Consider the following 24,610-nt stretch of genomic DNA (forward strand, 5'->3'; position numbering starts at 1 on the left):
TCTGTGTTCTTGCGGTTCTGAAAAAATAATCGAGGCATCGAAAGACACCTCGATTATTAAACTTAAACCCTAACCTAATCTATGAAAAACTTAATTGCTCTCGGTATGAAATAAAGCAATGTTCGTGCCATAAAATGCTTCGTTTGTCAAATTAACATACATTAACTAAGTGTTATTTTTGTGTAAGAAAATCACTTTAAAAAAGCCGTTGCACGGTATACCCTTTTTATCTATTTTTAGGCTGCTAAAAAACGTATACAAATGATTGATAAATTAAAATCATCCTTACCCTACATCGGAACTGTATTACTATTTATAGTTTTAAGTTTCACTTACTTTAGTCCTGTACTAAAAAATAAAACACTACTTCAGGGTGACGATAGTCATGCTATAGGAATGGCTCAACAGCTGAAAGAGTATCAAAAAGAAACTGGAGAAACAGCACAGTGGAGCAATAGTGCATTCAGTGGAATGCCAGCCTACCAAATAAAAGGAGATAGTTCTAAAAACCTATTTTGGTATTTAAATAGAGTTAGTCGATTAGGTATGCCATATCATACGGTAGCTATTTTGTTTCTGTATTTACTGGGTTTCTTTGTATTTATGATCAGTCTTAAAATGGACTGGCGCTTTAGTCTTGTTGGTGCCCTTGCTTTTGGTTTTGGGTCCTATAATCTTATCATAATTGTGGCTGGTCATATTACCCAAGCCTACACCATTGCTTTAATGGCTCCTGTAATAGCGGGTATCATATTTACTTACAATAGAAATATGTGGGTAGGTGGATTAATTACCACCATTGGATTGGGTTTGCAAATAGCATACAATCATATACAGGTTACTTATTATTTGGCCTTAATGATTATGATATTAGTGATCTTTAGGTTAATATATGCTTTAGTTCACAAAACTTTTAATCATTTTGCAAAAGCTTCAGCAGTGCTTGTGGTAGCAGGTCTTTTAGCTATACTTCCGAATATAACCAATTTATGGACCACCTATGAATACGGGAAGTTAAGTATTCGTGGTAAATCAGAAATTGTAAAGGAAGGAGAGAAAGAGCACAGTGGTTTAGATAAAGGTTATGCGCATGCTTGGAGTTTAGAGCGTCAAGGAACATGGACCTTTATGGTGCCCAATGTTGTTGGAGGAGCATCGGAGCCTATTGCGAATAATAAATCAGCATTGAGTAAGGTTGAGAGTCAATTTAAAGAAACCGTTGGCGGTCAGAGTCAATATTGGGGAGGACGCCCATTTACTTCTGGGCCTGTTTATGCAGGGGCGGTTGTTTGTTTTTTATTTATGCTGGGTATGTTCTTTTATCGTGGCCCAGATAAATGGTGGTTAGTGGCTGCTACTATTTTCTCCATCTTTTTAGCTTGGGGTAGACACTTTCCTGCATTCACCGACTTTATGTTCTATAATTTTCCATTATACAACAAATTTAGGACGGTAGAAATGGCTACGGTAATTGCTTCCTTAACTATACCTACTCTAGGGTTTTTAGGTTTAAGAGAAATATTTAATAATCCTCAATTAGTAAGAGAAGCCAATTGGAAGTTTTTTGCAGCTTTTGGCTTAACAGGAGGGGTCAGTATTTTGTTTTACCTTTTTCCTAATGCATTTTTCACTTTTATAAGTGATACTGAGTTGACTGCAATAGTTCAGCAAAAACAACAGGTAATGCAGCAGAATGCAGCACAAGCTAGTCAGGTTGGAACTTATTTCGACGGTATTTTACGTAACTTAAAAGTTGCACGTGCAAGCTTATTAACTGGAGATGCTTTTAGGTCTTTTGCTTTTATTTTAATCGCCTCTGGTTCTGTTTGGTTTTATGTGACTAATAAACTTCCGGGTAAATATTTAATTTGGGGGCTAGGTTTATTGATTTTAGTAGATCATTGGAGTGTTGATAAGCGTTACTTAAATAACGATCATTTTCAAAGTAAAAGAAAAGTAGGGCAGGAGTTTAACCCTTCTAAATCGGATGATGCTATCAATCTACAAAAGAAAGATGGAGATAGAGTATTTACAGTTTATCGCGATCCATTTAAGGAAGTTGTTACATCTTATCATCATGAGTCTATAGGAGGTTATCACGGAGCCAAATTGCGTAGATATCAGGATTTGATTGAGCGATATATGATGAATGATTGGCAGAGTATTGTTTCTATATTGCAGAAGCAAGGGACAGCTCAAGAAATTCAAGGAGAATTACAAGATATGCATGTACTAAACATGCTTAATGCCAAGTTCTTGGTGTATAGTCCTAATGCAGATCCAATCGTTAATTATAACGCTTTAGGTGATGCTTGGTTTGTAAAAGGAGTTTACCCCGTTGAAGCACCTATTGGAGCTATTGAGGCCTTGGATTATGTACCTTTGAGAGAACAAGCAGTTGTTAATATTGAGGAATTCAAAGACCTGGTTAATTATAAGGTGGATTCAGTATCTGGAACACTGACTCTAAATACCTATGAGCCTAATTATTTAACGTATGATTATAATGTGCCTCAGGATCAGTTAGCGGTATTTTCACAAGTGTATTATCCTAAAGGTTGGAAAGCATTTATCGATGGAGAAGAAGTAGATATTAAAAGAGCCAACTATGTTTTAAGAGCAGTCATGCTTAAAGCGGGTAAACACAAGTTAGAGTTTAAGTTTGAACCAAAGTCTTTTGCTATTGGTCAAATGATATCGCTAATAAGCTCACTGATCATATTAGCATTAATTGCACTAGTGGCATTTAAAGCTTACAGAAAGAAATAGAGTTGAGAAATAAAACGATAGATGAGGGAGCTTAATGCTCCCTTTTTTTTTGCTGCAGATTATTTGAATTCGATACCTGTAATAGTAATATCATCAAATACAGAGCCTGTTTCTAATTGGTCTTTAATAAGTTCTTTTAAGGCAGTCATGTTACTCTCAATACTCTCTTCATTTGAGATAATTTCTTCAATCGGTTCCATGCCCGATTCAATTTGATCGCCATTTTCAAGTTCAACTAAACCATCTGTAAAGGCTAAAAATTTTGCATTACGAGGCACTCTGATCTTACCTAATTCAATGGCTGGTATATCATCAAGCATACCTAAACCAATGCAACCCTTATCAAGGTTATTTAGCGTCTTTTTCTTAGGATCGAAAAGTATCGGAGGTAAATGCCCCGCGTTAATATAAGTAAGCTTACGCGTGATGGTATTGTATTTGCCCAAAAACATGGTGATAAATTTCTCGTTATTGGCGCTCTGGTTTACCTTTTTGTTCAGTTGATGTGCTAACTTTTTTAAGTTGATATTAGGCGTATATAATGTGCGAAATACCGCTTGAAAGTTAGACATTAACATGGCAGCAGATATTCCTTTTCCAGATACATCGGCAATGCAAAAACCTAATACGCTTTTTGAGAGACGAATGAAATCGTAATAATCACCTCCAACTTCAAATTGAGGATGATAAAAAGTATGGATATTGTATTTGTTACTAACGGGTAAATGGTTATCAGCAGGAACCAGTTTTGTCTGAATCCTTGAAGCAAGCTCCATCTCCTTACGCATAATCTCTTGCTCAAGCAAGGCATTCTGCATTCTCTTATTCTCAATAAATACAATAATAAGGTTAGAGATAATTTGAATGAGCTTTAAATGCTTTATGGTAGGACTAATGCCCGTATGTTCTTCATCCACATCTCCAATTAGTACAAAGCCTATCGCTTTATATCTATGAAATAATGGAATAACGGCATCAAATCCTTTTAGTTGAGGCGGGTGAGAAATAGTAATGTTTTCAATATTTTGATATTGAATCAAATCGCGTTCAACATCAATGTCACCTACTTCTGCTTTGGTAACACCAGAGTTAAGCAGGTTTTTCCAAACGTCATCCGCATTGGTAAAAACCAAAATTTTGCCTACTTCTAATTCTTCACGTAAAAGTATTTCAAATTCAGAGAGCAAATCGTCAATACTATGATCCTCATTAATTGTTTGAGCAATATCAAGAAGTATATTTAATCTGTCTTTAAATAATCGAAGTCTTTTTTTCTGAAGTTGGGTTACCATAAATTATTTAGAGTATTCTTATACGAGGCGTTAAGTTATTAATTTTTTTTGAGCTAGTGAAGGTGAATCTCTTATTTATGACTCTTTGTGCTTTTTATAATTAAATAGCGTCAACTATATTTAATAAAAAAAAGCCTTGCGGTAACAAGGCTTTTATGTGCATGCTGCTTATTTTTTTACACGTTCAACATATGAACGGTCGCGTGTATCAACTTTAATCCAGTCTTCGGTATTTACGAATAAAGGAACCATAATTTGTGAACCTGTATCAATAGTAGCTGGTTTTAATGAGTTAGTAGATGAAGTGTCTCCACGTACACCTGGCTCAGTATAAGTTACTTCAAACTCAATATACATAGGAAGCTCAACCGATAATGGAGTTTCTGTGTCTGCATGATATATTATTTCACACGCCAAGCCATCTTTTAATAAATCATGATTTTCAATAATCTTTTCTTCGATAGATACTTGCTCGTATGATTCATTATTCATGAAAACATAACCCATATCATCCTTATATAAGTATTGATAAGAACGTCTTTCAACTCTTTGCTCATTAATTTTATGTCCAGCTGAAAAAGTGTTGTCAATAACTTTTCCTGTTGAGATACTTTTAAGTTTAGTACGAACAAAAGCTGGGCCTTTACCCGGTTTTACATGCTGAAACTGCACAATTGCAAACAAATCATTTTTAAATTCGATGCACATCCCGTTTCTAATATCAGCTGTAGTTGCCATAGTGTTATAAATTAATTCTTTGTAAATACAATATCGTGGTGCAAAAATATACCAAATCCTTTAAATTGCTAATATTTATTGCGATTAATCTATGCCTATTTGCCAAAAGCATTTTTTAATCCTTTGTGTTCTATGAGTTCGCAGCTAAAGGATCCTACCTTAAGATTAACCTTGGCTTTTATAGGAATGTGGTTTTTGTCGCGCGTTACCCAAATTTTCATATCTTCTTCAGTTTCAAAGGCTCGTCCTACTTCTGTAACAGGATGAAAGAGATAGCATTCCGTTCTTCCAAAATTAGTGCTGATGGTTTGGTTGCCCATATATTTAATTTTTAAGGGAAATATCTCATCATCAAAATAAGTCGTAAATTCTAGTATTTCACCTTTCTTCATACTATCGTTAAACCTATATCTACGCGCAAAATAAAAAGCAGAAACAATATCATGAATGTTAGGAGGCACCCTTACTTCGCCTGATTTTTTGCTCTGAATTTTAATAGAATCCTGATATAACGAATCGTAATTATAAGTTACTTCGTTATAATATTTGTATTTACCTTCGCGGATATCTCTAACCGATTTTAATGGCTGGTCAGAATCGGGGTTGATAAAGCTGAGGTATTTATCTCTTACTTTAAAAACTGCGTCAATCATGCCCGAGGTTTTTGCAAATAACTCTAGCTCATGGGTATTATATCCATTCCATAAAGTATCTTTAACACTAAAAGAGATATAGCCGCCTTTAACAAAACCATATTTTAATGAATAGGTAAGTTTTTCTCCTGGTTGGTAGGCTATATTACCGTTCAAATCTCGTTCTGACGCAAACGTATTTTGGGCACACAGAATAAAAATACTTAATAATACTGAAGCGAGTAGTTTATACATAGTTAATGATTTTAGGATTTAACTATTGGTAAAACAATTTTCAGACCAAATTAGAATATCTTCTTTTTAGGTGTCGTGGCTACAAAGTCTTTCAAGTAAAAAGGTTCAAAATAAGCCACATCAACAAAATCTTGCAGTTCAAACTTAGCATGTGCAATATTTACCATGTTACGTGCCAGCGGAGCTTGACCGTCCAAGAAAATAGCGTTGCTGCTTTTGATGGTTTCTTTACATTTTTCAGCTCCATCACCCAAGAAAACAATGGAGCTTTCTTTCAGTTCATCTTGATAACTATCTTCTTCAATTATTTCGGCACTAATTTTATCTTTCATTTTCATGCTGGCATCAAAAAGTACAGTATATACTTCCATTCTGCGGGCATCAATCATCGGACAAAACATTGTGTTTTCATCAACTTTACCTTCCAATTCAGGATGATTAATTACTGATTGAGCCAAGCTTTCTAATGAAGTGATGGCAATTAATGGCTTAGATAAGGCATAGCAAATTCCTTTTGCCACAGAAACACCAATGCGTAAACCAGTGTATGAACCCGGGCCACTACTTACTGCTACTGCATCAATATCCTGAATAGAAATATCTTCTAGTTCATTAAATAACTCCTGAATAAAAATTGTAAGGTGAGTTGCATGGGAATTTGCTTCAAACAATTCCTTTTTTGCAATTATTGTATTGTCCTTTGATAAGCAAACCGAACATACCTTTGTAGATGTCTCAAGTGATAGAATCAACGCCATAAATTAATGCTTTTAAGTATGCAAAAATAACATTTTTGGCTGCAATTACATCTTTGCTGCAAAACAAAAAAGAGTCATTCCGACTGGATGACTCTTTTTTACTTAACCTAAACCCTAATTTATGAAAAAAAACTTACTCTCTTTTTGCCTGATGATACGCCTTTAATAATGTTATAGTTACATACTTAACTTTTATTAACATTAAAATGTGCTAATTGGCTTTAAGTACCTTTCCATGAAGAACCTTATTTGGGGTAAGAATTTTATAGAAAAAGATATTTTCGTGACTTGTACCTCCTGTAATCTTAAAAGTGTAATTAATAGCTGACTTTAAGGTTCCGTTATACAATGTTTGTACTTTATTGCCATATATATCGTATACAAAAATATCTGCATACGTATCTTTTTCTACCATTACATCAAGTAAGCCTTCCGTTACAAATGGGTTTGGATAAATTTGTGCTGATATTCCTTTTTCAGATGGTACCTCATTTACTAAGTTGATAGTTTGTGTAGTAAAATTGTTAGCAGCTTTATATGCCACTATAATATGATCTGGAAAGTAATTATTACCATCAGGATTACTGAAACATACTTCAAAAGTTACCTTGAAGTTATCACTTCCATTTTGTCCAAAGCCTGAAATGTCATCAACTTTCAAACCATATATACCTGTTTTAGGGTCAGTGAGATTTGATTCCATTTTCCAATTCTCTGAGTTCTCAGCTGAAACAACCCATCCATTATTAAGCCCAATTGTTAAATGCGATAATTCATGGGCACATTCTCCGTTTGTATGAACCCGCATTTCAAATAAATAGCAATTATCGTTTAAGTGTTGGATTTTTTCTATGCTGGAAATAAAACAGTCGTCGTTATATTCAGGAATGGAATCAATAGGGGTTTCATTTTCTCCGTTATCACTGTTATCGCAATTTATGGTAATAGTGTCGGCATCAAAACATCCTTCATCATTAAATACAGAATATATCACTTGTGCTTCACCAATTCCTGCATCAAAAATCATCATATTAATAGATTCTGAGTTGATGATATATGAATCATTATTCAGGATTTCCCAATTGTAAGATGAAGAACCTGTAGAGATGGCTTCGATTGAATTATTTTCCGTTTCACAAGAGAAGTTAGGTATGTCTGTGATTTTCGCTTGAACTATGCTAATGGAATCAATAACAATTTCGATACTGTTTGTACATCCATTATTATCTATAACTTCCGCAGTATAACTTCCAGAAGATAGATGATCTCTATTCTGCATAGTAGCGCCATCATTCCATATATATCGATACGGTTCTTCTCCTCCAGAGCTGATTAATTGGACAGAACCCGTTTTTTCTCCACCGCATGCTGGTTGTGCTACATTGGCGATTACTGAAATATTTGAAACAACATTATTAATGGAGACTGTATGCGTTTTTTCACAACCTAAGGCATCTATAACAGTGAAAGTATAATCTCCAATTGCTGTTACTGTCAAGGGTAAAATTACAATTTCTCCATTCAAATATACCTTGTAATTTGGTGTTCCACCGTTGATGGTTAAATCAATTTCTGCAGAAGTATTTTCTACACTACAATTGCTTCTTAGTATAGAATGGTTGATGTTAATTTCTGGCCTACCCGCAAGATTAATAGTTCTGGATGCTGAGCAACCATAAATATCGGTAACCGTAACTCGATAACTACCGCTTGAAACATCTGTTAACTTCTGAATTGTATCACCTGTATTCCATAAATACGTGTATGGTTCATTGCCATAAGTAACATCCGCTATGCCAACCTCGCCATCAGTTTCGCCAAAGCAAGTTGGATTTAAGACCGAAGTACTTAGCATCATCTTTTTAATGCCAATATAGGTAGATGCTTCAGCTGTGCATCCGTTAGCATCGGTAACGCTTAGACTATATCTTCCTGAATTTAATTGAGACAAGTTTGTTGTAGTATCTTGTGTTGACCATACATAAGAATATGGCTCTTCACCACCCGTTACAATGCTTTCTACGGTTCCTTCACCTTCCTGATAGCATTCTAGGAAATTTGGTTTTAAGGTAGCCTTAAAATCCGTTTCTTCATTTACTTCAAACGTTTTACGAAGGCTGCAACCATTAGCATCTATTATTTGTAGGGTATAACTTCCGCCATAAATGTTTTCAAGTGTATTTGAAGTTTTACCATTGTTCCAATAATACTGGTATGGCGCTGTGCCACCTGTTACATTTAAGCTAAGTGATCCATTGTTATTATTGCAAGAAGGAGGAGTTATAGATGCTTCGACCGATAAGGATGCTTCTGGCTGTATCAAGGTGGCTTCAAGTTCAACAGAGTTGCCAGATGCATCAGTAACTAATACGAAATAGGTGCCAGCCTTTAAATTAGAAATGCTACCGTTAGTGTTGCCGTTACTCCATTGGTATGCGTACGGAGGGATACCATCCTTTACTTCAACAGAAAGGTTTCCATTATTTCCTCCAAAACAGGAAACATGATTTGCAATTAAATGGGCTGATAATTTTTGTGATAATTCTATATCTTCATAAAATACACAGGTACCCGCTTTGTAGGCTACTTTAAAACCTTCCGTCATTAAATTAATACAATCGGAGTTTGCACAAATGGTATAGGATATTGTAAATGAAGCTTGTTTTTTATCTTCCCCAAACCCTTGAATGTCGTCAATTTTAAAGCCATTAATTCCAGTAGTAGGATCTTTGGAAGGGGATTCTATTTTCCAGCCTTCCGAGTTTGTTATGTTGCTAACCTCGCCGCAAGGAATTTCAACTGAATAATGAGAAAGAGCAAACTTGCATTCTGTAGAACTTGTTATTTTAAGTTGGATGTTGATGCAGTCGTCATCTACGGTATACTCTATCACCTCTGTGCTGAAACAATTGATACATTCTTTATGATTACCAGCGTGAAGATGGAAAGGAAAATTCAAGCTTATTATAAATGATAATACAAGCAAAAACTTCCAATAATTAGGAATAAATTTATGACTTAACATGTGTGTGTTGTTTTGTTTGTGTAGACTTTTCTACGGTTTGTGTATGTAAAAGTTTCTTTTGTCATAAAAATAAGCGCGAATATCAAAGATGCTATTTTATTTATCAAAGGATAAGTCGCATTTATATTTTGTTATTTTTGTGCTTCTGGTTTTATTTTAAAACAATTAAATGAGCGAAAAAGACTTACCAATGGAAGAAAAACAACTTTTGTTGGATAAACGATATTTAAAGATGGCGCATGTTTGGGCCGAGAATTCTTATTGTCATCGAAGGCAGGTTGGGGCATTGCTAGTTAAAGAGAAAATGATTATTAGTGATGGTTATAACGGAACACCATCGGGTTTTGAGAATAATTGCGAAGATGAAAACAATCTGACAAAACCTTATGTTTTACATGCAGAAGCAAATGCAATAACTAAGGTAGCTCGTTCAAACAATAGTTCAGAAGGTGCTACCTTGTATGTAACTTGCTCGCCTTGTATTGAGTGTGCCAAGCTAATTGTACAGGCAGGGATTGTGCGTGTTGTGTATAATCAGAAATACCGAATAGAAGATGGTATTAATTTATTAAAGAGAGCGAATATCAAAACCATACATATTGAGATGTAGGCTATAAAGAGCAAAAATAGAATTATGAGTTATAACAATACAAAAAAACAGATATTTCAACCCATATTACTGGCGTTAATATTGGTGATTGGAATTTTTATAGGATATGTGGTTTTACCAGGTAAACTAGGTAACAAAAACCCATTGGTTATTTACCCTCAAACCAATAAAATAGAATCTATCCTTAATTTAATTGATGAGGAATATGTAGATACGGTAGATACCGAAAAGCTTCAGGAAGAAATGATTCCTGAGTTGTTAAAAAAGCTAGATCCGCATACAGTTTACATTCCTGCCAAGGATTTACAAAATGTAAATGAGGAATTATCCAGTGGATTTGGAGGTATTGGTGTTCAGTTTAATATTCATAAAGATACCGTAATGGTGGTGGCTGTTGTATCTGGAGGACCATCGGAAAAAGTAGGTATTTTGCCAGGTGATAGAATTGTAACTGTGAACGATTCTTTAATTGCGGGAAATGGCATTAAGAATTCTAAGGTGTTAAAACTGCTTAGAGGCGAAATGGGCACTGAAGTAAAAGTAGGTGTGGTTCGTCGTAATTTGGAGGAGCCTTTGCAATTTGATATTACCCGAGGTAAAATTCCGATGTATAGTGTAGATGTTTCGTATATGATAACGGACGAAATTGGCTATATTAAGGTGAATAGATTTGCAGCTAATACGTATAGCGAGTTTTTAACTGGTTTGGCTAAGTTGAAAGCCAGTAGCTGTAAAAAAGTAATTATCGATTTTAGAGGAAACTCAGGTGGATACTTAGATGTAGCTATTAACTTATGTAATGAGTTTTTACAGGCTGGCGATATGATTGTTTATACCGAAGGAAAATCTAATCCTAGGCAAGAGGTTCATGCCAATGGTAAAGGTACTTGTCAGGATACTGAGGTGGCTGTATTAATTGATGAATTTTCGGCATCGGCTAGTGAAATATTTGCAGGAGCTATTCAGGACAATGACAGAGGAATTATTGTTGGTCGACGTTCTTTCGGAAAAGGATTGGTGCAAAATCAAATTCCATTACCAGATGGTTCTGCTTTACGCTTAACTATTTCAAGGTATTACACACCGGCTGGTAGATGTATTCAAAAACCATACGAAAATGGAACCGAGGAGTATTATAAGGATATAGTTTCCCGATATGAGCATGGAGAATTCTTTGAGCAAGATAGTATTGATATGAACGATTCATTGGTATACAAAACAAAAGAGGGAAGAACGGTATACGGTGGCGGAGGTATTATGCCAGACCATTTTGTGGCCAGAGACACTACGCAACTGACTAATTATTTTATGAAGGTTCAAGGTAGAGGATTGATATACAGATATGCCTTAGAATATACGGATAGTAATAGAGCTAAAATGGATAAGTTGACCAAAGTAGAGGATGTGAAAGACTATTTAAATCAACAAAACCTTTTATCTGATTTTGTGAAATTTGCTACGAAAGAAGGCGTTAAGCTAAATACAAAAGAATACAAGCTATCTAAGCAAATTATTGATACAGAAATTAAAGCTTATATAGCCCGAAATGTGATTGACAACGAAGGTTTTTATCCAATCATTGGTGAGATTGATGAGGTATTAAATGATGCTATCTCTCGATTAGAGTAGTATAAGATTTCAGCATATAAATGGGGAGCCGCTTAAAAAGTGACTCCCCATTTTTTATTTCATCTAAAACGATAATTGATTTAAACTATTAATCTTTAATACAGCGAACTTGATTATATGAATGATTATAAAAATCAACTGGAATTTCTTGTACTTTAATATCAGACTTATAAAATATAGAGAATGCTTTTGCTGCTTCGTTTTCTTCACTAGATGACCAATATATTGCAAAGTAGCCAATGCCTCCTGTCGGAATAGATGTAAAGCCAGAAGAGTTTGTTGCCGTTTTGTTTAATGTCCAATGCAATCCGCCTGTTTCCATTAGTTTATTGCCTGCATTATTATTTCCTCCAAGTTGTTGAGTAAGGCTTTCCCATTCTTCAATACTTGGAATATGCCAACCTTCCGGAGCGAGACCATGAGAACTTTTAACTACATTAATACTATATTCATTTGACATATAATCAACCGGTTTTTCAGATTTAAGGCTTGCTTCAGTAGGTCTGATTTCATTAATCACTGTCCCATCTTTAAATCTACTCGTTCGAAGATCTTCTGCCATCCAAGTTTGTTCTCCAATAGTTACAGTCTTGTATTCATTACCATCAATATCGCTCATGGTCCCATATTCAATATTTGGGTTAAAGGATATGTAATTCTCGATAATATTAAAAGGTATCGTTTCTTTATATTGACCTTCTTCGGTATTGATTTCAATCAACAATGTATGTTTGCCTAATGATAAACTTTCTGTCGTTAAAATACAGGTCAAATAGGATCTTGTACCAAAGTCATCATCGTCTATACTTACTGCTCTTGTGGTCATGTCTTCAACGAATTTTCCATCTAAGTACAGAGACGCCGATTTTACTTCTTCGGATTTTAAGTTTAATACTAAACTAACATAGATTACTGCGTTTTGAATGATATCAGAGTTTATTTCAGGATATGACTCAAACAATACAGAAGGTTTATTAGTGTCTTTATTGCAACTGGATAATAGAATGAGTAATAAAAATGTTGCAATGATTGAGGAACGGAATCTAGTCATAGTTATAAGATTAATGAATAAAGGTTTATTTAAAATGCAATGATATTAAATAATTACTTACTATGCCAATTCGACATATTTAGTTGTTTGGCATAGTAAATGATCTATTCGAAAATGGATATATTATTTTATACATTATCTTTGTACACAGAAGAACAATATTATGGGTTTAGTCGGATTTGTTAGAACGTTATTATTTATAATCGCCTTTTATTATATTTTCAAATTTATTGGTAGATATGTCATGCCTTATCTTGTAGCTAAGGGGTTAAACAAGATGACAAGTCGTATGGCAGACCAGCAGCGGAAGCAACAAAACTTTGCAGAGCAGAAAAAACGTGAAGAAGGCAAGGTAACTATTCAAGCAACTTCTAAAAAAGGCAAAAAAACCGACGCTGACTTGGGCGATTACGTTGATTACGAAGAAGTAAAATAAAACTTTTTAAACTTTCGTTAGGGCTCGCTCCGAGTAGCCTAAATTTCTTATTGCATTCAAGTTAATTAGAAAAATAGTTAACAGAAAACCACTACAATTACAATATGTTTTAGTAGTTTTCGAAATATCTATATGGATATTTAAAGCTGATTTTTTTAATTAATTAAACCCCCATGCAAAGCAAAAACCTTCTAAGTCTGATTTTCTTATCAGCCCTGTTAGTAATGGCAGGATGTAAACAAAAGCCAAAAGAAGTTCAACAGCTTTCCGAGGTTAAGTACAACAAAAAAGTATCTGCATTTACCTCGGGTATGGTTTCTAACCAGGCTGAGATAATGGTGCGATTCTCTGAAATTATTCCAGAAGCTGAACCTGGTACGCCTGCTTCTTCAAGTATCATGAAAATTTCACCTTCGGTAAAAGGTGAGTTTTATTGGATAGATAATCAGAGCTTAGGATTTAAGGCCGAGGATAAGTTGAGCTCAGGTACCGTTTATAATGTCAAGGTGAAGCTGGGACAGATTTTTAAAGATACCAAAGACGATTTTGAATTCTCTTTTCAAACTATCACGCAAAACTTTAGGTTAGAAGTGGGTGAGGTATCGCCATATGATAATGCTAACCTTACAGATAACCAATTAAGTGGAAAACTAATACTATCCGATTTTGCTGAGTTGGAACAGGTACATCAGGTACTTAAGGCCAATCAAAAAGGAAAAGAATTAGAGATTGAATGGCTGCCGTCAGAAAGAGAAAATAATTACCCATTTAAAGTACAACATATAACTCGTGGCGAATCTTCTAGTAGCGTAACGCTTGAGTTAAATGGAGAATCAATTGGTGTTGATGAGGATGATAGTGAAAAAATCAAAATTCCTTCCATCAATGATTTTGAATTATTGACCTGTAAATCAGTTTTTCAACCACGCCAGGGTATCGAGATTTCTTTTACCGACCCTTTAAATCCTGATCAGGAACTGGCGGGTTTAATAGAATTGGATAGAAGTATATCATACAACACTCAAGTGGAGGATAATATCATCAAGATTCTTCCTAATAATTCCTTAAGTGGAACTGTGAAAGTAACGGTTCATCCTGGTATCGAAAATATATTGGGGACTAAATCCGACGAGAAGGAATCGTTCCACATCACGTTTACCAGTTCAAAACCGCAGGTGGAATTTTTAGGAAAAGGAACCATCTTACCAGAATCATCTGGCTTGACCTTACCTTTTAGAGCAGTTAGTTTAAAAGAGGTCCAAGTTAGAGTGATTAAGATTTTTGAGAATAATGTGGGAGCTTTCTTGCAAGTAAATAAACTGGATGGTAGTTATCAGTTAAAACGTGCGGGCCGATTAGTGTTGAAGAAAACAATTCCTCTAAATACAGATAGAACCTTAGATTTAAATAAGTGGAATACTTTCTCTATTAATCTAGATGATATGGTAAAAGTAGACCGTGGTGCGATTTATCGTGTAGAACTTCAGTTTGCCAGAAGAAATGCTATTTACCCTTGTTCCAATGAGGATGAAAGTAGTGATGCAGGATTAGAATCCAATCCGGATGAAATTACTGAGGGTGAAATAGCTTATTACGATAGCCCCAATGGCGGTAATAGTTATTACGATAATGATTATTATTACTACGGTAATTGGAATGATAGAGAGGATCCATGTAAAAGAGCCTATTACAGAAAGAGTCGTTTTGCCAGCCGAAATATATTAGCGTCTAATATTGGGATTATTGCTAAAAAAGGTGCCGATAAAGAAATGTTGGTTGCCGTTACCGATTTAAGATCAACAGATCCTTTGGCTGGGGTAGATGTAGAGATTTACAATTATCAGAATCAACTCATCTCATCAGCTAAAAGTAATAGCGAAGGTTTGGTAAGAATTGATGTTACTAAGCGACCTTACTTATTAATTGCAAAACACGAAAATCAGCGAGGATATTTACGTTTAGATGGAGGTTCGTCACTTTCCTTAAGTCGCTTTGATGTGGCGGGACAAACCATTGACAAAGGCCTGAAAGGATATATTTATGGTGAGCGTGGTGTTTGGCGACCGGGCGATACTTTGTTTGTTTCTTTTATTTTAGAGGATAGAGAAAAGACGCTTCCCGAAAATCATCCTGTGGTATTTGAATTGACGAATCCGCATGGGCAGTTGGTAAAAAGAATGGCCACTACTGACGGGGTAAATAATATGTACCTATTTAAAGTAAATACCGAAGATGATGCGCCAACCGGAAATTGGCAAGCACGGTTTTTAGTGGGAGGTACTTCTTTTAATAAAACCTTAAAAGTTGAAACGGTTAAACCGAATCGATTAAAAATAAAAATGGATTTCGGTGTAGAGATGCTTTCTGTAGCAAAACCATATTTAAGTGCAAATATGGAAGTAAAGTGGTTGCATGGAGCTGTAGCTAAAAACCTTGAAGCTAATGTAACAGCAACACTAACATCTATACCTACTCGTTTTAAGCGATTCAATGATTATGCTTTTGATGACCCAACACGATCATTCACCAGTGAAGAAGTGACCTTTTTCGAAGGAGATACAGATGCTGAAGGAATGGCTAAGGTACAAGGTAATCTTGAAGTGAGTGACCAAGCACCAGGTATGTTAAAAGCATCATTCCGCACACGCGTATTCGAAGAAAGTGGCGATTATAGTATCGATCGATTCTCAATACCTTATAGCCCTTATAAATCTTATGTGGGTGTAAAAGCACCTGTGGGAGATAAGCGTGGTATGTTATTAACAGATAAAGAGCATGCCATTGAGGTGGCTTCGGTAAATAGCGAAGGTAATCCTATCTCAAAAAGTAAACTGAAATATGTAGTATATAAAGTCAACTGGCGTTGGTGGTGGGAATCTGGCGAAGATAATCTAGCTCGCTACGTTTCTTCTTCTTCGCAGGATGTGGTTTCAAAAGGAACCTTAAGTACCAAAGATGGAATTGGCTCTTTTAATATGGAGATTAAATATCCGGCATGGGGACGTTATTTGATTCGTGTTTTTGATCCTGAGAGCGGTCATGTGTGTGGTAGAACAGTTTATGTAGATTGGCCAGGATATGCGGCTAAACCAGTGGGCGAAAACTCAGAAGCAGCTACAATGCTTACCTTATCTACAGAGGAAGATAAATATACGGTTGGACAAAAGGCACAGGTTAACTTTGCATCTAGCGAAGGCGGAAGAGCTTTAGTTAGTATTGAAAATGGAACCCGTATTGTTAAAGAATATTGGGTAAAAACACAGAAGGAGTTTACTTCATTCAGCTTTGAGGTAAGTAAAGAGATGACACCAAATATTTACGTTCATGTTACCTTATTGCAACCGCATGCACAAACGGCCAATAACATGCCTATTCGTATGTATGGTGTTACGCCTTTATTAGTTGAAGATGCCGAAACGCATTTGAAACCAGTGATCGATATGCCAGAAAGTCTGGTGCCAGAAAGTTTGGTGAAAATTAAAGTGAGCGAGGCTAATGGCAAAGCAATGACCTATACCGTAGCTATGGTAGAAGAAGGTCTGTTGGATTTAACGCGCTTTAAAACACCACAACCTTGGAATCATTTTTATGCGCGCGAAGCCTTAGGAGTAAGAACATGGGATGTGTACAATCAGGTGATTGGTGCTTACGGCGGACAAATAGAAAAGGTATTTAGTATTGGTGGTGATGGCGATTTGGCCAACAAACAAAAAGATCCGAATGCCAATCGTTTTAAACCAGTGGTTAAAGTATTCGGCCCGTTTGAATTAAAGAAAGGCGCAACGGAAACGCACGAGTTTAAGATGCCGCAATATATTGGTTCGGTACGTACCATGGTGGTAGCACGTAACGAGCGTATGTACGGTAATGCAGAAAAAGCCACTCCTGTTAAAAAACCATTGATGGTGTTGGCTACTTTGCCAAGAGTATTAGGTCCCGGAGAAACGGTGAAACTACCGATTACTGTTTTTGCCATGCGCAAGGATATTAAAAAGGTGAACCTAACCATTGAAACCAACGATTTATTAAATGTAAAAGAAGCAAGTAAGCAAACCATTACTTTTGATAAAGAAGGTGATATGGTGGTGCCTTTCACGCTTGAAATACCCAAGAAGCTAGGTGTTGGTAAAGTGAAGATAATTGCAAAATCAGGTTCTGAAGAAGCCATTGACGAAATTGAGATTCAGGTACGTAATCCTAATCCTCCGCGTGTTACTTCTGCTAGTAAAATGCTAAAGGCTAACGAAAGCGCCAGTATTCCTTATACGTTGTTTGGTATGGAAGGAACCAACAATGCCACCATTGAAGTGTCATCTATTCCTCCTGTTGATTTTGGCAGAAGGTTAAAATACCTATTGCGTTATCCGCATGGATGCGTGGAGCAAACTACCAGTTCTGTGTTTCCTCAGTTATTTTTAGGTAATGTGATGGAGTTAGATGATAACACCAAGGCTACTATCGAAAAGAATATAAAAGCAGGGATTAGTCGTTTGGCAACATTTATTACTGCTGATGGCGGTATGAGTTATTGGCCGGGTAATACTTCATCTAACGATTGGGGTTCTTCGTATGCTGGTCATTTCTTGTTGGAGGCAGAGAAGAAAGGATATAGCTTGCCAATCAACTTTAAAAGTAAATGGATTAGCTACCAGAAGAGACAAGCCAGCTCATGGGTAGGCACAGGTTCAGGAAAATACAAACAGCTGAATCAGGCTTACCGTTTATATACTTTGGCTTTGGCCGAAAAACCAGAGAAAAGTGCCATGAACAGAATGCGTAATATGGCTGACCTGAGTGCTGCTGCAAAATGGCGTTTGGCTGCTGCTTATGCGCTTATCGGACAAAAAGATGTAGCCACTACTTTGGTAGAAGGTCAGACTATTGAAGTTGTGGATAGAAACTATTATTACTATTCGTATGGTTCGGTAACGCGCGATCAGGCGATGATTTTAGAAACCCTTGCCTTGTTAGGCGATTTAGACACGGCCGCTCCGTTAATGAAAGAAATAGCGAGTCAGCTAAGTTCGCAGCGTTGGATGAGTACACAAACAACAGCATATTCCTTAATTGCCTTAAGTCAGTTAACAGCCAATACAGGAGGTTCTAGAGTTTCATATACGTATAGCGGATCGGGAATTAATAAGGAGAAAATATCTTCAGATAAACCAGTCAATCAGATTCAGCTTCCTGCAGATATTCCTGTAAAAGGAGAAGTGAAATTCGAAAACCATGCCGATGGAGTTATGTTTGCTCGTTTGGTATTGGAAGGAACACCATTTAAAGGAGATTCCATCAGCGAAAGCTCTAATTTAAAGATGAGTGTAAAATATAAAACCTTAAGTGGCGAGTCTGTTGATGTTAGTCGACTAGCGCAAGGCAGCGATTTTATGGCGGTGGTTACCGTAACCCATCCGGGACAATTATCCAATTATAAGGATATGGCGCTTACGCAGATATTCCCGTCGGGTTGGGAAATTAGAAATACCCGTATGGAAGATGTTACCTCGTCGTACGAAATGGATATTCCGGATTACCGCGATATTCGCGACGACCGTGTGTATTCATATTTCGACCTAAGCAGAAACAAAAGCAAAACCTTTGTAGTGATTCTTAACGCTACCTATCAAGGACGTTATTACTTGCCATCCGTTTCGTGCGAAGCTATGTATAACAACCAAATTACCTCGCGTAAAGCAGGCCAATGGGTTGAAGTTATTGGGGAGTAAAAATATAAAAAAGTACAAAGAGAACGGTTGACTATATTTATAAAGCTTATAGTCAATCGTTCTCTATAATTTAACCAATGCCGTTTATGCAAAAAACAAATCTAAGATGGGAGAAAGGACTATTCTCCGACTCCTACAGTTTTTATTCTGGGAATAACCCAGTAGGTGAGTTGAAAAACAGAAGTTTTTCTCAAAACGCGGAAGGAGTGCTAAATGGAGAACGATATCTGTTTTCTACTAAAGGCACATTTAAACAACGTACCGATATTTTTGACCTACAGAAAGGTGAATTAATAGGAAATATCGTTTATAACGAATGGAGGTCAAAAGCTACTATAACGATTAAGGATAAAACTTATTTCTGGAAATATAACAATGCCTGGAATACAGCTTGGAATCTTTATGATGAGAATGGCTTAAATATTAATTATTACAGTTCAACAACAAAAGGAAGTGTTATAAGTGATGAGGATAATCCTCTGCTTTTGCTAACTGGACTTTATGTAACCAACTATTATAGGCAAATGATGGTTGTTGTTATGGTAGCTGTTTTTATACCAATTATTATGACTAACATGCATTGAGAATTTAATTAATGGTGCGACTCCTCTAGAGTCGTGCTGTGCATTATAGCTAGGTTCTATATATATGACACTCCTCTGGAGTGCAGAGTGCAATTTAATGTTAGAGATAATTACTCCAAGAGATATTTGCCTAAAATTAGAGAAAACTATATGGATGCCTGCGGCATCACATGTTTATAGAAAAGCAATCAATTAATAAACCGACTCCGGAGGAGTCGAATAAAACTAAACCAATGGCTAATACCTATACACAAATATATATTCAGGTTGTATTTGCTATTCAAAACCGAGATGCTTCTATTCAGGAGAGTTGGGAAGCTGAGTTGTATAAATATATAACGGGTATAATTCAAAAGTCAGGACAAAAGCTAATAGCCATTAACGGAACAGAGAATCATATTCATTTTCTTATCGGAATGAAACCTACTTGTTGTTTGTCTGATTTAGTGAGAGAGGTGAAAAAAGCCTCAACGAATTTGGTTAATGATAAAAAACTATGCTCTTATAAATTTCAATGGCAAGAAGGTTTTGGTGCATTCTCATACGGGCATTCGCAATTAAATCAGGTTGTAAAATATATTGAAAACCAGAAACAACATCATCGTAATAAATCCTTTAAAGAGGAATATCTAGCTTTTTTAAAATCATTTGACATTGATTTTAAAGGAGATTATTTATTTGATTGGAATGAAGATTAATCATATTCGACTCCGCTGGAGTCGAGCCTCCGTAATACAATGTTTTCTATAAATAGTTCACTCCGCTGGAGTGATAGTGGGGCAAATCCTTGAGAGCTTAAGCCTTTATTGGGAGAACAGCTTTAAATAAAAAATAGCCATCGCACAGAAAAAGATGCTGAGATAATAATTAAATATGATGCCAGCGGCATCGCATATCTATAGAAAACATAAACCGAGTGTAAATCGACTCCAACGAAGTCGCATAAATCCAATAGACTATTCTAAATAAAACAAATAACAACCATGCTCAAACTAAAAACACTCCACCACATTGCAATTATCTGTTCGGATTACGAAAGATCAAAACGATTTTATACCCAGATATTGGGTTTTGAAGTTCTTGAGGAAGTTTACCGAGAAGAACGACAATCGTATAAATTAGATTTAGCTTTAAACGGACAATACCTCATTGAGCTTTTTTCGTTTCCTAATCCTCCTGCCAGGGTAAATAACCCCGAAGCAAATGGACTAAGACATATAGCTTTTGGAGTAGATAATATTCAAGAAAGCACTAAGGAATTAATCAATCAGGGTATTGCTGTTGAATCCATCCGCACAGACGACTTAACAGGGAAGAAGTTTACCTTTTTTAAAGACCCCGATGGTTTACCTATTGAATTGTACGAGGTGTAAATCTTTGGGGATCATAATTATCCCTATGGGGAACATCATCATCTGCATGGGGATGATAATAATAAACAAGGATAGAATCAGGATCCCTAAAGAGAATTAAAGAAACAATCAGATAAAAAATAAACTAATGAAGAATGCATTTATACTGGGATTTATAATGTTGTGTTTGTCTTGTACACAACAAAATACGAGCTTAGAAGAAGCTGTTTTAATTGAAGAAACTCCAGAAGCCTTGGACGAAAATTATTCGGATGTTGCCATGGGCTCTTTTAACAAAAGGTATCACTCAAGTATTATTGATAAGCTATTTGAAGAGGCAATGGGCAATAAACCAAAATTAAAATCTCTGGTAAAAGAACTCGATGAGATGGAAGAAATGCGTGGGGATAGCTTAAAAGCATTTCGTAAATATATCCGTAACAATAATACATATTGGCAAAGTGTTTATCATGAACTTGGTTTATTAAATGATACAATCATGAGTAAGGAAGTTGAAGGTGTTCTTAAAACGCTTCAGGCATCTTACGAAAGCAAATTAAGAAATCATCTGATGGCAGATAGTATTATTTGGGAAAAGAATAAAGTACTAAACGACTATAGAATTTTAATGAAACTAGTTGTTACGGAGCCAATGATGCATAATTATCAGAATAATGAGTTGCCAGATATTAAACAGCTAAACGATATGGCAGCTCGCTTGGATAGCTTAATTCTTAAAGCAAAACCATTTACCGAAATTCAGAAATAGATTATAATTACCATGAATCAAATTGAGTCAGATTACAAAAAAGAAATGCATACCATCGACATTGTTTGGGCTAATGTTTTTGGATTTATAGTATTAATACCAACCGTTATTTTATTTGGCATACCTTATTATTTTATTTGGGGTGGAGAATTTAGTTTTGCGGATTATATAAATGTTCAATCGCCAGCCAGTATATTTGGAGCAACGGGTGTATTTATGCTGATTATGATAATGGGCTTTTTGTTTCATGAACTAATTCATGGCGGTATATGGGGAGTGTGCGCTTCAAAAGGGTTTAAATCGATTAAGCTCGGTGTGATGTGGAAAATGTTAACACCCTACTGTCATTGCAAAGAGCCCCTAAAAGTTAAACACTATATATGGGGAGCTCTAGGTCCAGGAATTGTCTTAGGATTGCTTCCTGCTATTTGGGGACTTTGTACCGGCAACTTTATTGCTTTATTCTTTGGTATCTTTTTTATTATGGCTGCATCTGGAGATATTTTGGTGGTAAACATTATCCGCAAAGAAAAAATGAATGATTTTGTGCAAGATCATCCTTCGGAAGTTGGATTTTATACTTATCGAAAACAAGATTAATCATGCACATAAAATTTCTTTCCTCTGTAATTTTCACCAAGGACTTTGATAAGATGAAGTCCTTTTATCAAAATGTACTTTTGCAAGAAGTAGAAGTTGACTTTGGCAATTGTATTGGTTTTAAAAACGGATTATCCATTTGGCGATTAGAAGATGCCTATCCTGTAGCTCAGCATCTGGGTAAGTTATATGACGAGGCAGGTAATAAAAACCTGGAACTTTGTTTTGAGTCGGATGACTTTAATGAAGCTGTAGATAAACTAAAGAGCATGGATATTAAATATCTTCATGAAGTAATTGAAGAAAGATGGGGACAACAAACCATTCGTTTTTATGATCCAGAAGATAATCTAATTGAGCTAGGCGAAACGATGCCGTGTTTTGTCAAGCGCTTTTACAAGCAAGGAATGACTATTGATGAAGTAGCTGAGCGGACTTCGGTTCCTAAAGCTATGGTAGAGCAGTATATAAATAATTAGTGTAGGAATTTTTCATATGAATATTACCACAGATAGACTAATGCTCACAGAAATAACGTGGGACGATTTAAGCGACATTCATTATTTACACACAATTCCTGAAGTTGATGAATTTAATACCCAAGGAATACATCAGAATGAAGAAGAAACGAAAGAAAGTATGAAGCCATATGTGGAGGCTGTAAACGAAACTCCTCAGAGCAAGTATACCTGGGCCATAAAAATGGCGGATACAAACGAATTTGTTGGGCTGGCTGGAATCAAGTTATCCAACGATAGTTTTAAAATAGGTGAGCTATTCTACAAGTTTCTTCCTGTGCATTGGGGAAAAGGATATGCTACCGAAGTGGCTAAAAAGATAATAGAAGTTGGCTTTAATTCATTTAAGCTTCACAGGATTCAGGCAGGTTGTGCGGTTGAGAATATATAGTCGGCAAAAGTGATGGAGAAGTCGGGCATGATACGTGAAGGAATCTACCGTAAAATACTTCCTATTAGAGGCGAATGGGTGGATAGTTATTCTTATTCAATTATAGAAGATGAAATTTAAATGAAGATGCTACAAAAATATCTTGATCAATATTCCACGGGTAAAACGGTATTGCTGTTGTTTGTTATAACCAACATCGTTTATGCCGCGATGCTTATGTATACTATTCCTTACGTGATGCAGTTTTCGGGAGGAATTAAGCTGTTAGATATGATGCCTTTGGGTTACGATATCAATTATATTTTGTCCTTGATGGAAAGCTTAGGCGAAGATGGGAGAATAAATTATTTAGTGGTTCAATTGAGGATAGACATGATTTATCCGCTGTTATTTGCGGTGAGTTATAGTTTAATGATGATGTATTTATTAAAGCAGATAGGAAAGGATAAATCGTTTCTGTTTTACCTTTGTACTCTCCCAATATTAGCGGGCTTGGCCGACTATTCAGAAAATTTCGGCATCATTACCATCATAAAATCATATCCAGATATAACCACTATGGCAGCTCAAATGACCAATGTGTTTTCCATTGTAAAAAGCATGAGCACAAGCCTGTTTTTTGTATCGCTGATAGTGGTATTAACAGTTTGGGCAATTCAGTCTATTAAAAATAAATTAAAAGCATGAGTGTAACTAAAGCCCTTTTGGTAATTGATATGCAAAAAGTTTCATTTACGCCTAAAACCCCGCGTTACGATACAGCTGGGTGTATAGAAAGAATCAATCTTTTAGCCGATATCTTTCGTCAGGCAAATAATCCTGTTATTTATATTCAGCATGACGGAACGGGTTCTGACGAGTGCGAGAAAGGTAATTCGGATTGGGAAATATTGGACGAGCTAGAAGTAAAAGGCACAGATATTTTAGTAGATAAATATGCCAACGATTGTTTTTACAATTCTAAACTATCCTCAGTATTGCAAGAGTTAGGTATTAGCGATTTATATATTACAGGCTGCGCCACCGATTTCTGCGTAGAGTCAACCATACAATCCGCCCTCACCAAAGATTATCAAATAACCGTTGTTGCCGATGGTCATACCACAGGCGAAAGACCATCCTTGTCTGCCAAACAAGTCATCGATCATTATAACTGGATATGGCAAAATATGATTCCTACCAAGGGAGATGTTAAGGTAAAAAAGACGGAGGAGATATTGAGTGAGGTGGTGTCTGTCGATTAAATGTAACTGCTCACGCTCTCTTCTGAAAAAAAACTTCAATAAATTCTGTAACTAATGGCAATTTCTTGTACTAATAGGTAAATGCAAACAAATTTAACCTTGGAAAAAGAAAAACGATTTAATCAAATTGTGGCAGATAATGAGGAGCGGATATTACGTATTTGCCGTTATTATAATGCCAACCCAAGCGATCAAAAAGATATGTACCAAGAGGTGCTGCTCAATATTTGG

The 24,610-nt window shown here is 35.9% G+C and carries 21 protein-coding genes; 15 read left to right on the top strand and 6 right to left on the bottom strand.

Features of this window, described 5'->3' with window-relative positions:
- Positions 1–261 precede the first annotated feature (261 nt).
- Positions 262–2,769 (top strand): YfhO family protein, encoded by a 2,508-nt coding sequence (locus A8L32_RS17025; protein WP_066632073.1) that lies wholly within the window; start codon positions 262–264, stop codon positions 2,767–2,769.
- 59 nt (positions 2,770–2,828) lie between these two features.
- On the opposite strand, the gene A8L32_RS17030 is transcribed toward A8L32_RS17025, so the two are convergent.
- From A8L32_RS17030 to A8L32_RS17050, 5 genes are all read right to left on the bottom strand, one after another.
- The gene (locus A8L32_RS17030) at positions 2,829–4,061 is read right to left on the bottom strand and encodes a PP2C family protein-serine/threonine phosphatase (protein WP_066632075.1); all 1,233 of its coding nucleotides are present in this window, start codon (positions 4,059–4,061) and stop codon (positions 2,829–2,831) included.
- Between the two features lie 168 nt (positions 4,062–4,229).
- Positions 4,230–4,799 (bottom strand): elongation factor P, encoded by a 570-nt coding sequence (gene efp / locus A8L32_RS17035; RefSeq protein WP_066632081.1) that lies wholly within the window; start codon positions 4,797–4,799, stop codon positions 4,230–4,232.
- A 95-nt stretch (positions 4,800–4,894) separates the two neighbouring features.
- A complete protein-coding gene (locus A8L32_RS17040) occupies positions 4,895–5,686 on the bottom strand; it encodes a DUF3108 domain-containing protein (RefSeq protein WP_066632083.1) in 792 nt (263 codons plus the stop codon).
- A gap of 50 nt (positions 5,687–5,736) precedes the next feature.
- Complete coding sequence (gene tsaB / locus A8L32_RS17045) at positions 5,737–6,444, bottom strand: tRNA (adenosine(37)-N6)-threonylcarbamoyltransferase complex dimerization subunit type 1 TsaB (protein WP_066632085.1); 708 nt, start codon at positions 6,442–6,444, stop codon at positions 5,737–5,739.
- Positions 6,445–6,655: 211 nt separating this feature from the next.
- Entirely contained in the window at positions 6,656–9,469 is a 2,814-nt protein-coding gene (locus tag A8L32_RS17050; protein WP_066632091.1) for a SprB repeat-containing protein, read from the bottom strand.
- A gap of 169 nt (positions 9,470–9,638) precedes the next feature.
- Here A8L32_RS17050 and A8L32_RS17055 point away from each other — a divergent pair, with 169 nt between their 5' ends.
- Positions 9,639–10,079, top strand: coding sequence for a deoxycytidylate deaminase (locus A8L32_RS17055; protein WP_066632093.1), 441 nt, complete (start codon positions 9,639–9,641; stop codon positions 10,077–10,079).
- Between the two features lie 24 nt (positions 10,080–10,103).
- Positions 10,104–11,708, top strand: coding sequence for a S41 family peptidase (locus A8L32_RS17060; RefSeq protein ID WP_066632094.1), 1,605 nt, complete (start codon positions 10,104–10,106; stop codon positions 11,706–11,708).
- A gap of 88 nt (positions 11,709–11,796) precedes the next feature.
- On the opposite strand, the gene A8L32_RS17065 is transcribed toward A8L32_RS17060, so the two are convergent.
- Positions 11,797–12,759: a fibrobacter succinogenes major paralogous domain-containing protein gene (locus A8L32_RS17065; protein ID WP_066632095.1), complete on the bottom strand. Its 963-nt coding sequence runs from the start codon at positions 12,757–12,759 to the stop codon at positions 11,797–11,799.
- Positions 12,760–12,922: 163 nt separating this feature from the next.
- Between A8L32_RS17065 and A8L32_RS17070 the strand changes: the two genes are divergently transcribed.
- The 12 genes from A8L32_RS17070 (at position 12,923) to A8L32_RS17120 (ending at position 24,379) form a co-directional block, all read left to right on the top strand.
- Positions 12,923–13,195, top strand: coding sequence for a DUF4834 family protein (locus A8L32_RS17070; protein WP_066632096.1), 273 nt, complete (start codon positions 12,923–12,925; stop codon positions 13,193–13,195).
- 173 nt (positions 13,196–13,368) lie between these two features.
- Complete coding sequence (locus A8L32_RS17075; RefSeq protein ID WP_066632097.1) at positions 13,369–18,921, top strand: alpha-2-macroglobulin family protein; 5,553 nt, start codon at positions 13,369–13,371, stop codon at positions 18,919–18,921.
- Positions 18,922–19,007: 86 nt separating this feature from the next.
- Positions 19,008–19,505 carry a hypothetical protein gene (locus A8L32_RS17080; RefSeq protein ID WP_075591069.1) on the top strand — a complete coding sequence of 166 codons (498 nt, stop codon included), beginning with the start codon at positions 19,008–19,010 and terminating at the stop codon, positions 19,503–19,505.
- 233 nt (positions 19,506–19,738) lie between these two features.
- A complete protein-coding gene (gene tnpA / locus A8L32_RS17085; protein WP_066632115.1) occupies positions 19,739–20,203 on the top strand; it encodes an IS200/IS605 family transposase in 465 nt (154 codons plus the stop codon).
- A 285-nt stretch (positions 20,204–20,488) separates the two neighbouring features.
- On the top strand, positions 20,489–20,878 hold the full coding sequence (gene gloA2 / locus A8L32_RS17090; RefSeq protein WP_066632101.1) for an SMU1112c/YaeR family gloxylase I-like metalloprotein: 390 nt from the start codon (positions 20,489–20,491) through the stop codon (positions 20,876–20,878).
- Positions 20,879–21,005: 127 nt separating this feature from the next.
- Positions 21,006–21,626: a hypothetical protein gene (locus A8L32_RS17095; RefSeq protein ID WP_075591070.1), complete on the top strand. Its 621-nt coding sequence runs from the start codon at positions 21,006–21,008 to the stop codon at positions 21,624–21,626.
- Positions 21,627–21,638: 12 nt separating this feature from the next.
- Positions 21,639–22,226, top strand: a complete 588-nt coding sequence (locus A8L32_RS17100) for a DUF3267 domain-containing protein (protein WP_066632105.1) — start codon at positions 21,639–21,641, stop codon at positions 22,224–22,226.
- 2 nt (positions 22,227–22,228) lie between these two features.
- Positions 22,229–22,705, top strand: a complete 477-nt coding sequence (locus tag A8L32_RS17105; RefSeq protein ID WP_083631389.1) for a VOC family protein — start codon at positions 22,229–22,231, stop codon at positions 22,703–22,705.
- Between the two features lie 16 nt (positions 22,706–22,721).
- A complete protein-coding gene (locus A8L32_RS17110) occupies positions 22,722–23,135 on the top strand; it encodes a GNAT family N-acetyltransferase (protein WP_083631390.1) in 414 nt (137 codons plus the stop codon).
- Between the two features lie 12 nt (positions 23,136–23,147).
- On the top strand, positions 23,148–23,255 hold the full coding sequence (locus A8L32_RS23665; RefSeq protein ID WP_143525152.1) for a GNAT family protein: 108 nt from the start codon (positions 23,148–23,150) through the stop codon (positions 23,253–23,255).
- Positions 23,256–23,261: 6 nt separating this feature from the next.
- The gene (locus A8L32_RS17115; protein ID WP_198931806.1) at positions 23,262–23,822 is read left to right on the top strand and encodes a hypothetical protein; all 561 of its coding nucleotides are present in this window, start codon (positions 23,262–23,264) and stop codon (positions 23,820–23,822) included.
- Positions 23,819–24,379: a cysteine hydrolase family protein gene (locus A8L32_RS17120; protein WP_066632110.1), complete on the top strand. Its 561-nt coding sequence runs from the start codon at positions 23,819–23,821 to the stop codon at positions 24,377–24,379. Before A8L32_RS17115 ends, A8L32_RS17120 begins: the two co-directional genes overlap by 4 nt.
- Positions 24,380–24,610: the final 231 nt, after the last annotated feature.

The sequence above is a fragment of the Labilibacter marinus genome, from assembly GCF_001659685.2.
GTDB classification, from domain to species: Bacteria; Bacteroidota; Bacteroidia; order Bacteroidales; family Marinilabiliaceae; genus Saccharicrinis; species Saccharicrinis marinus.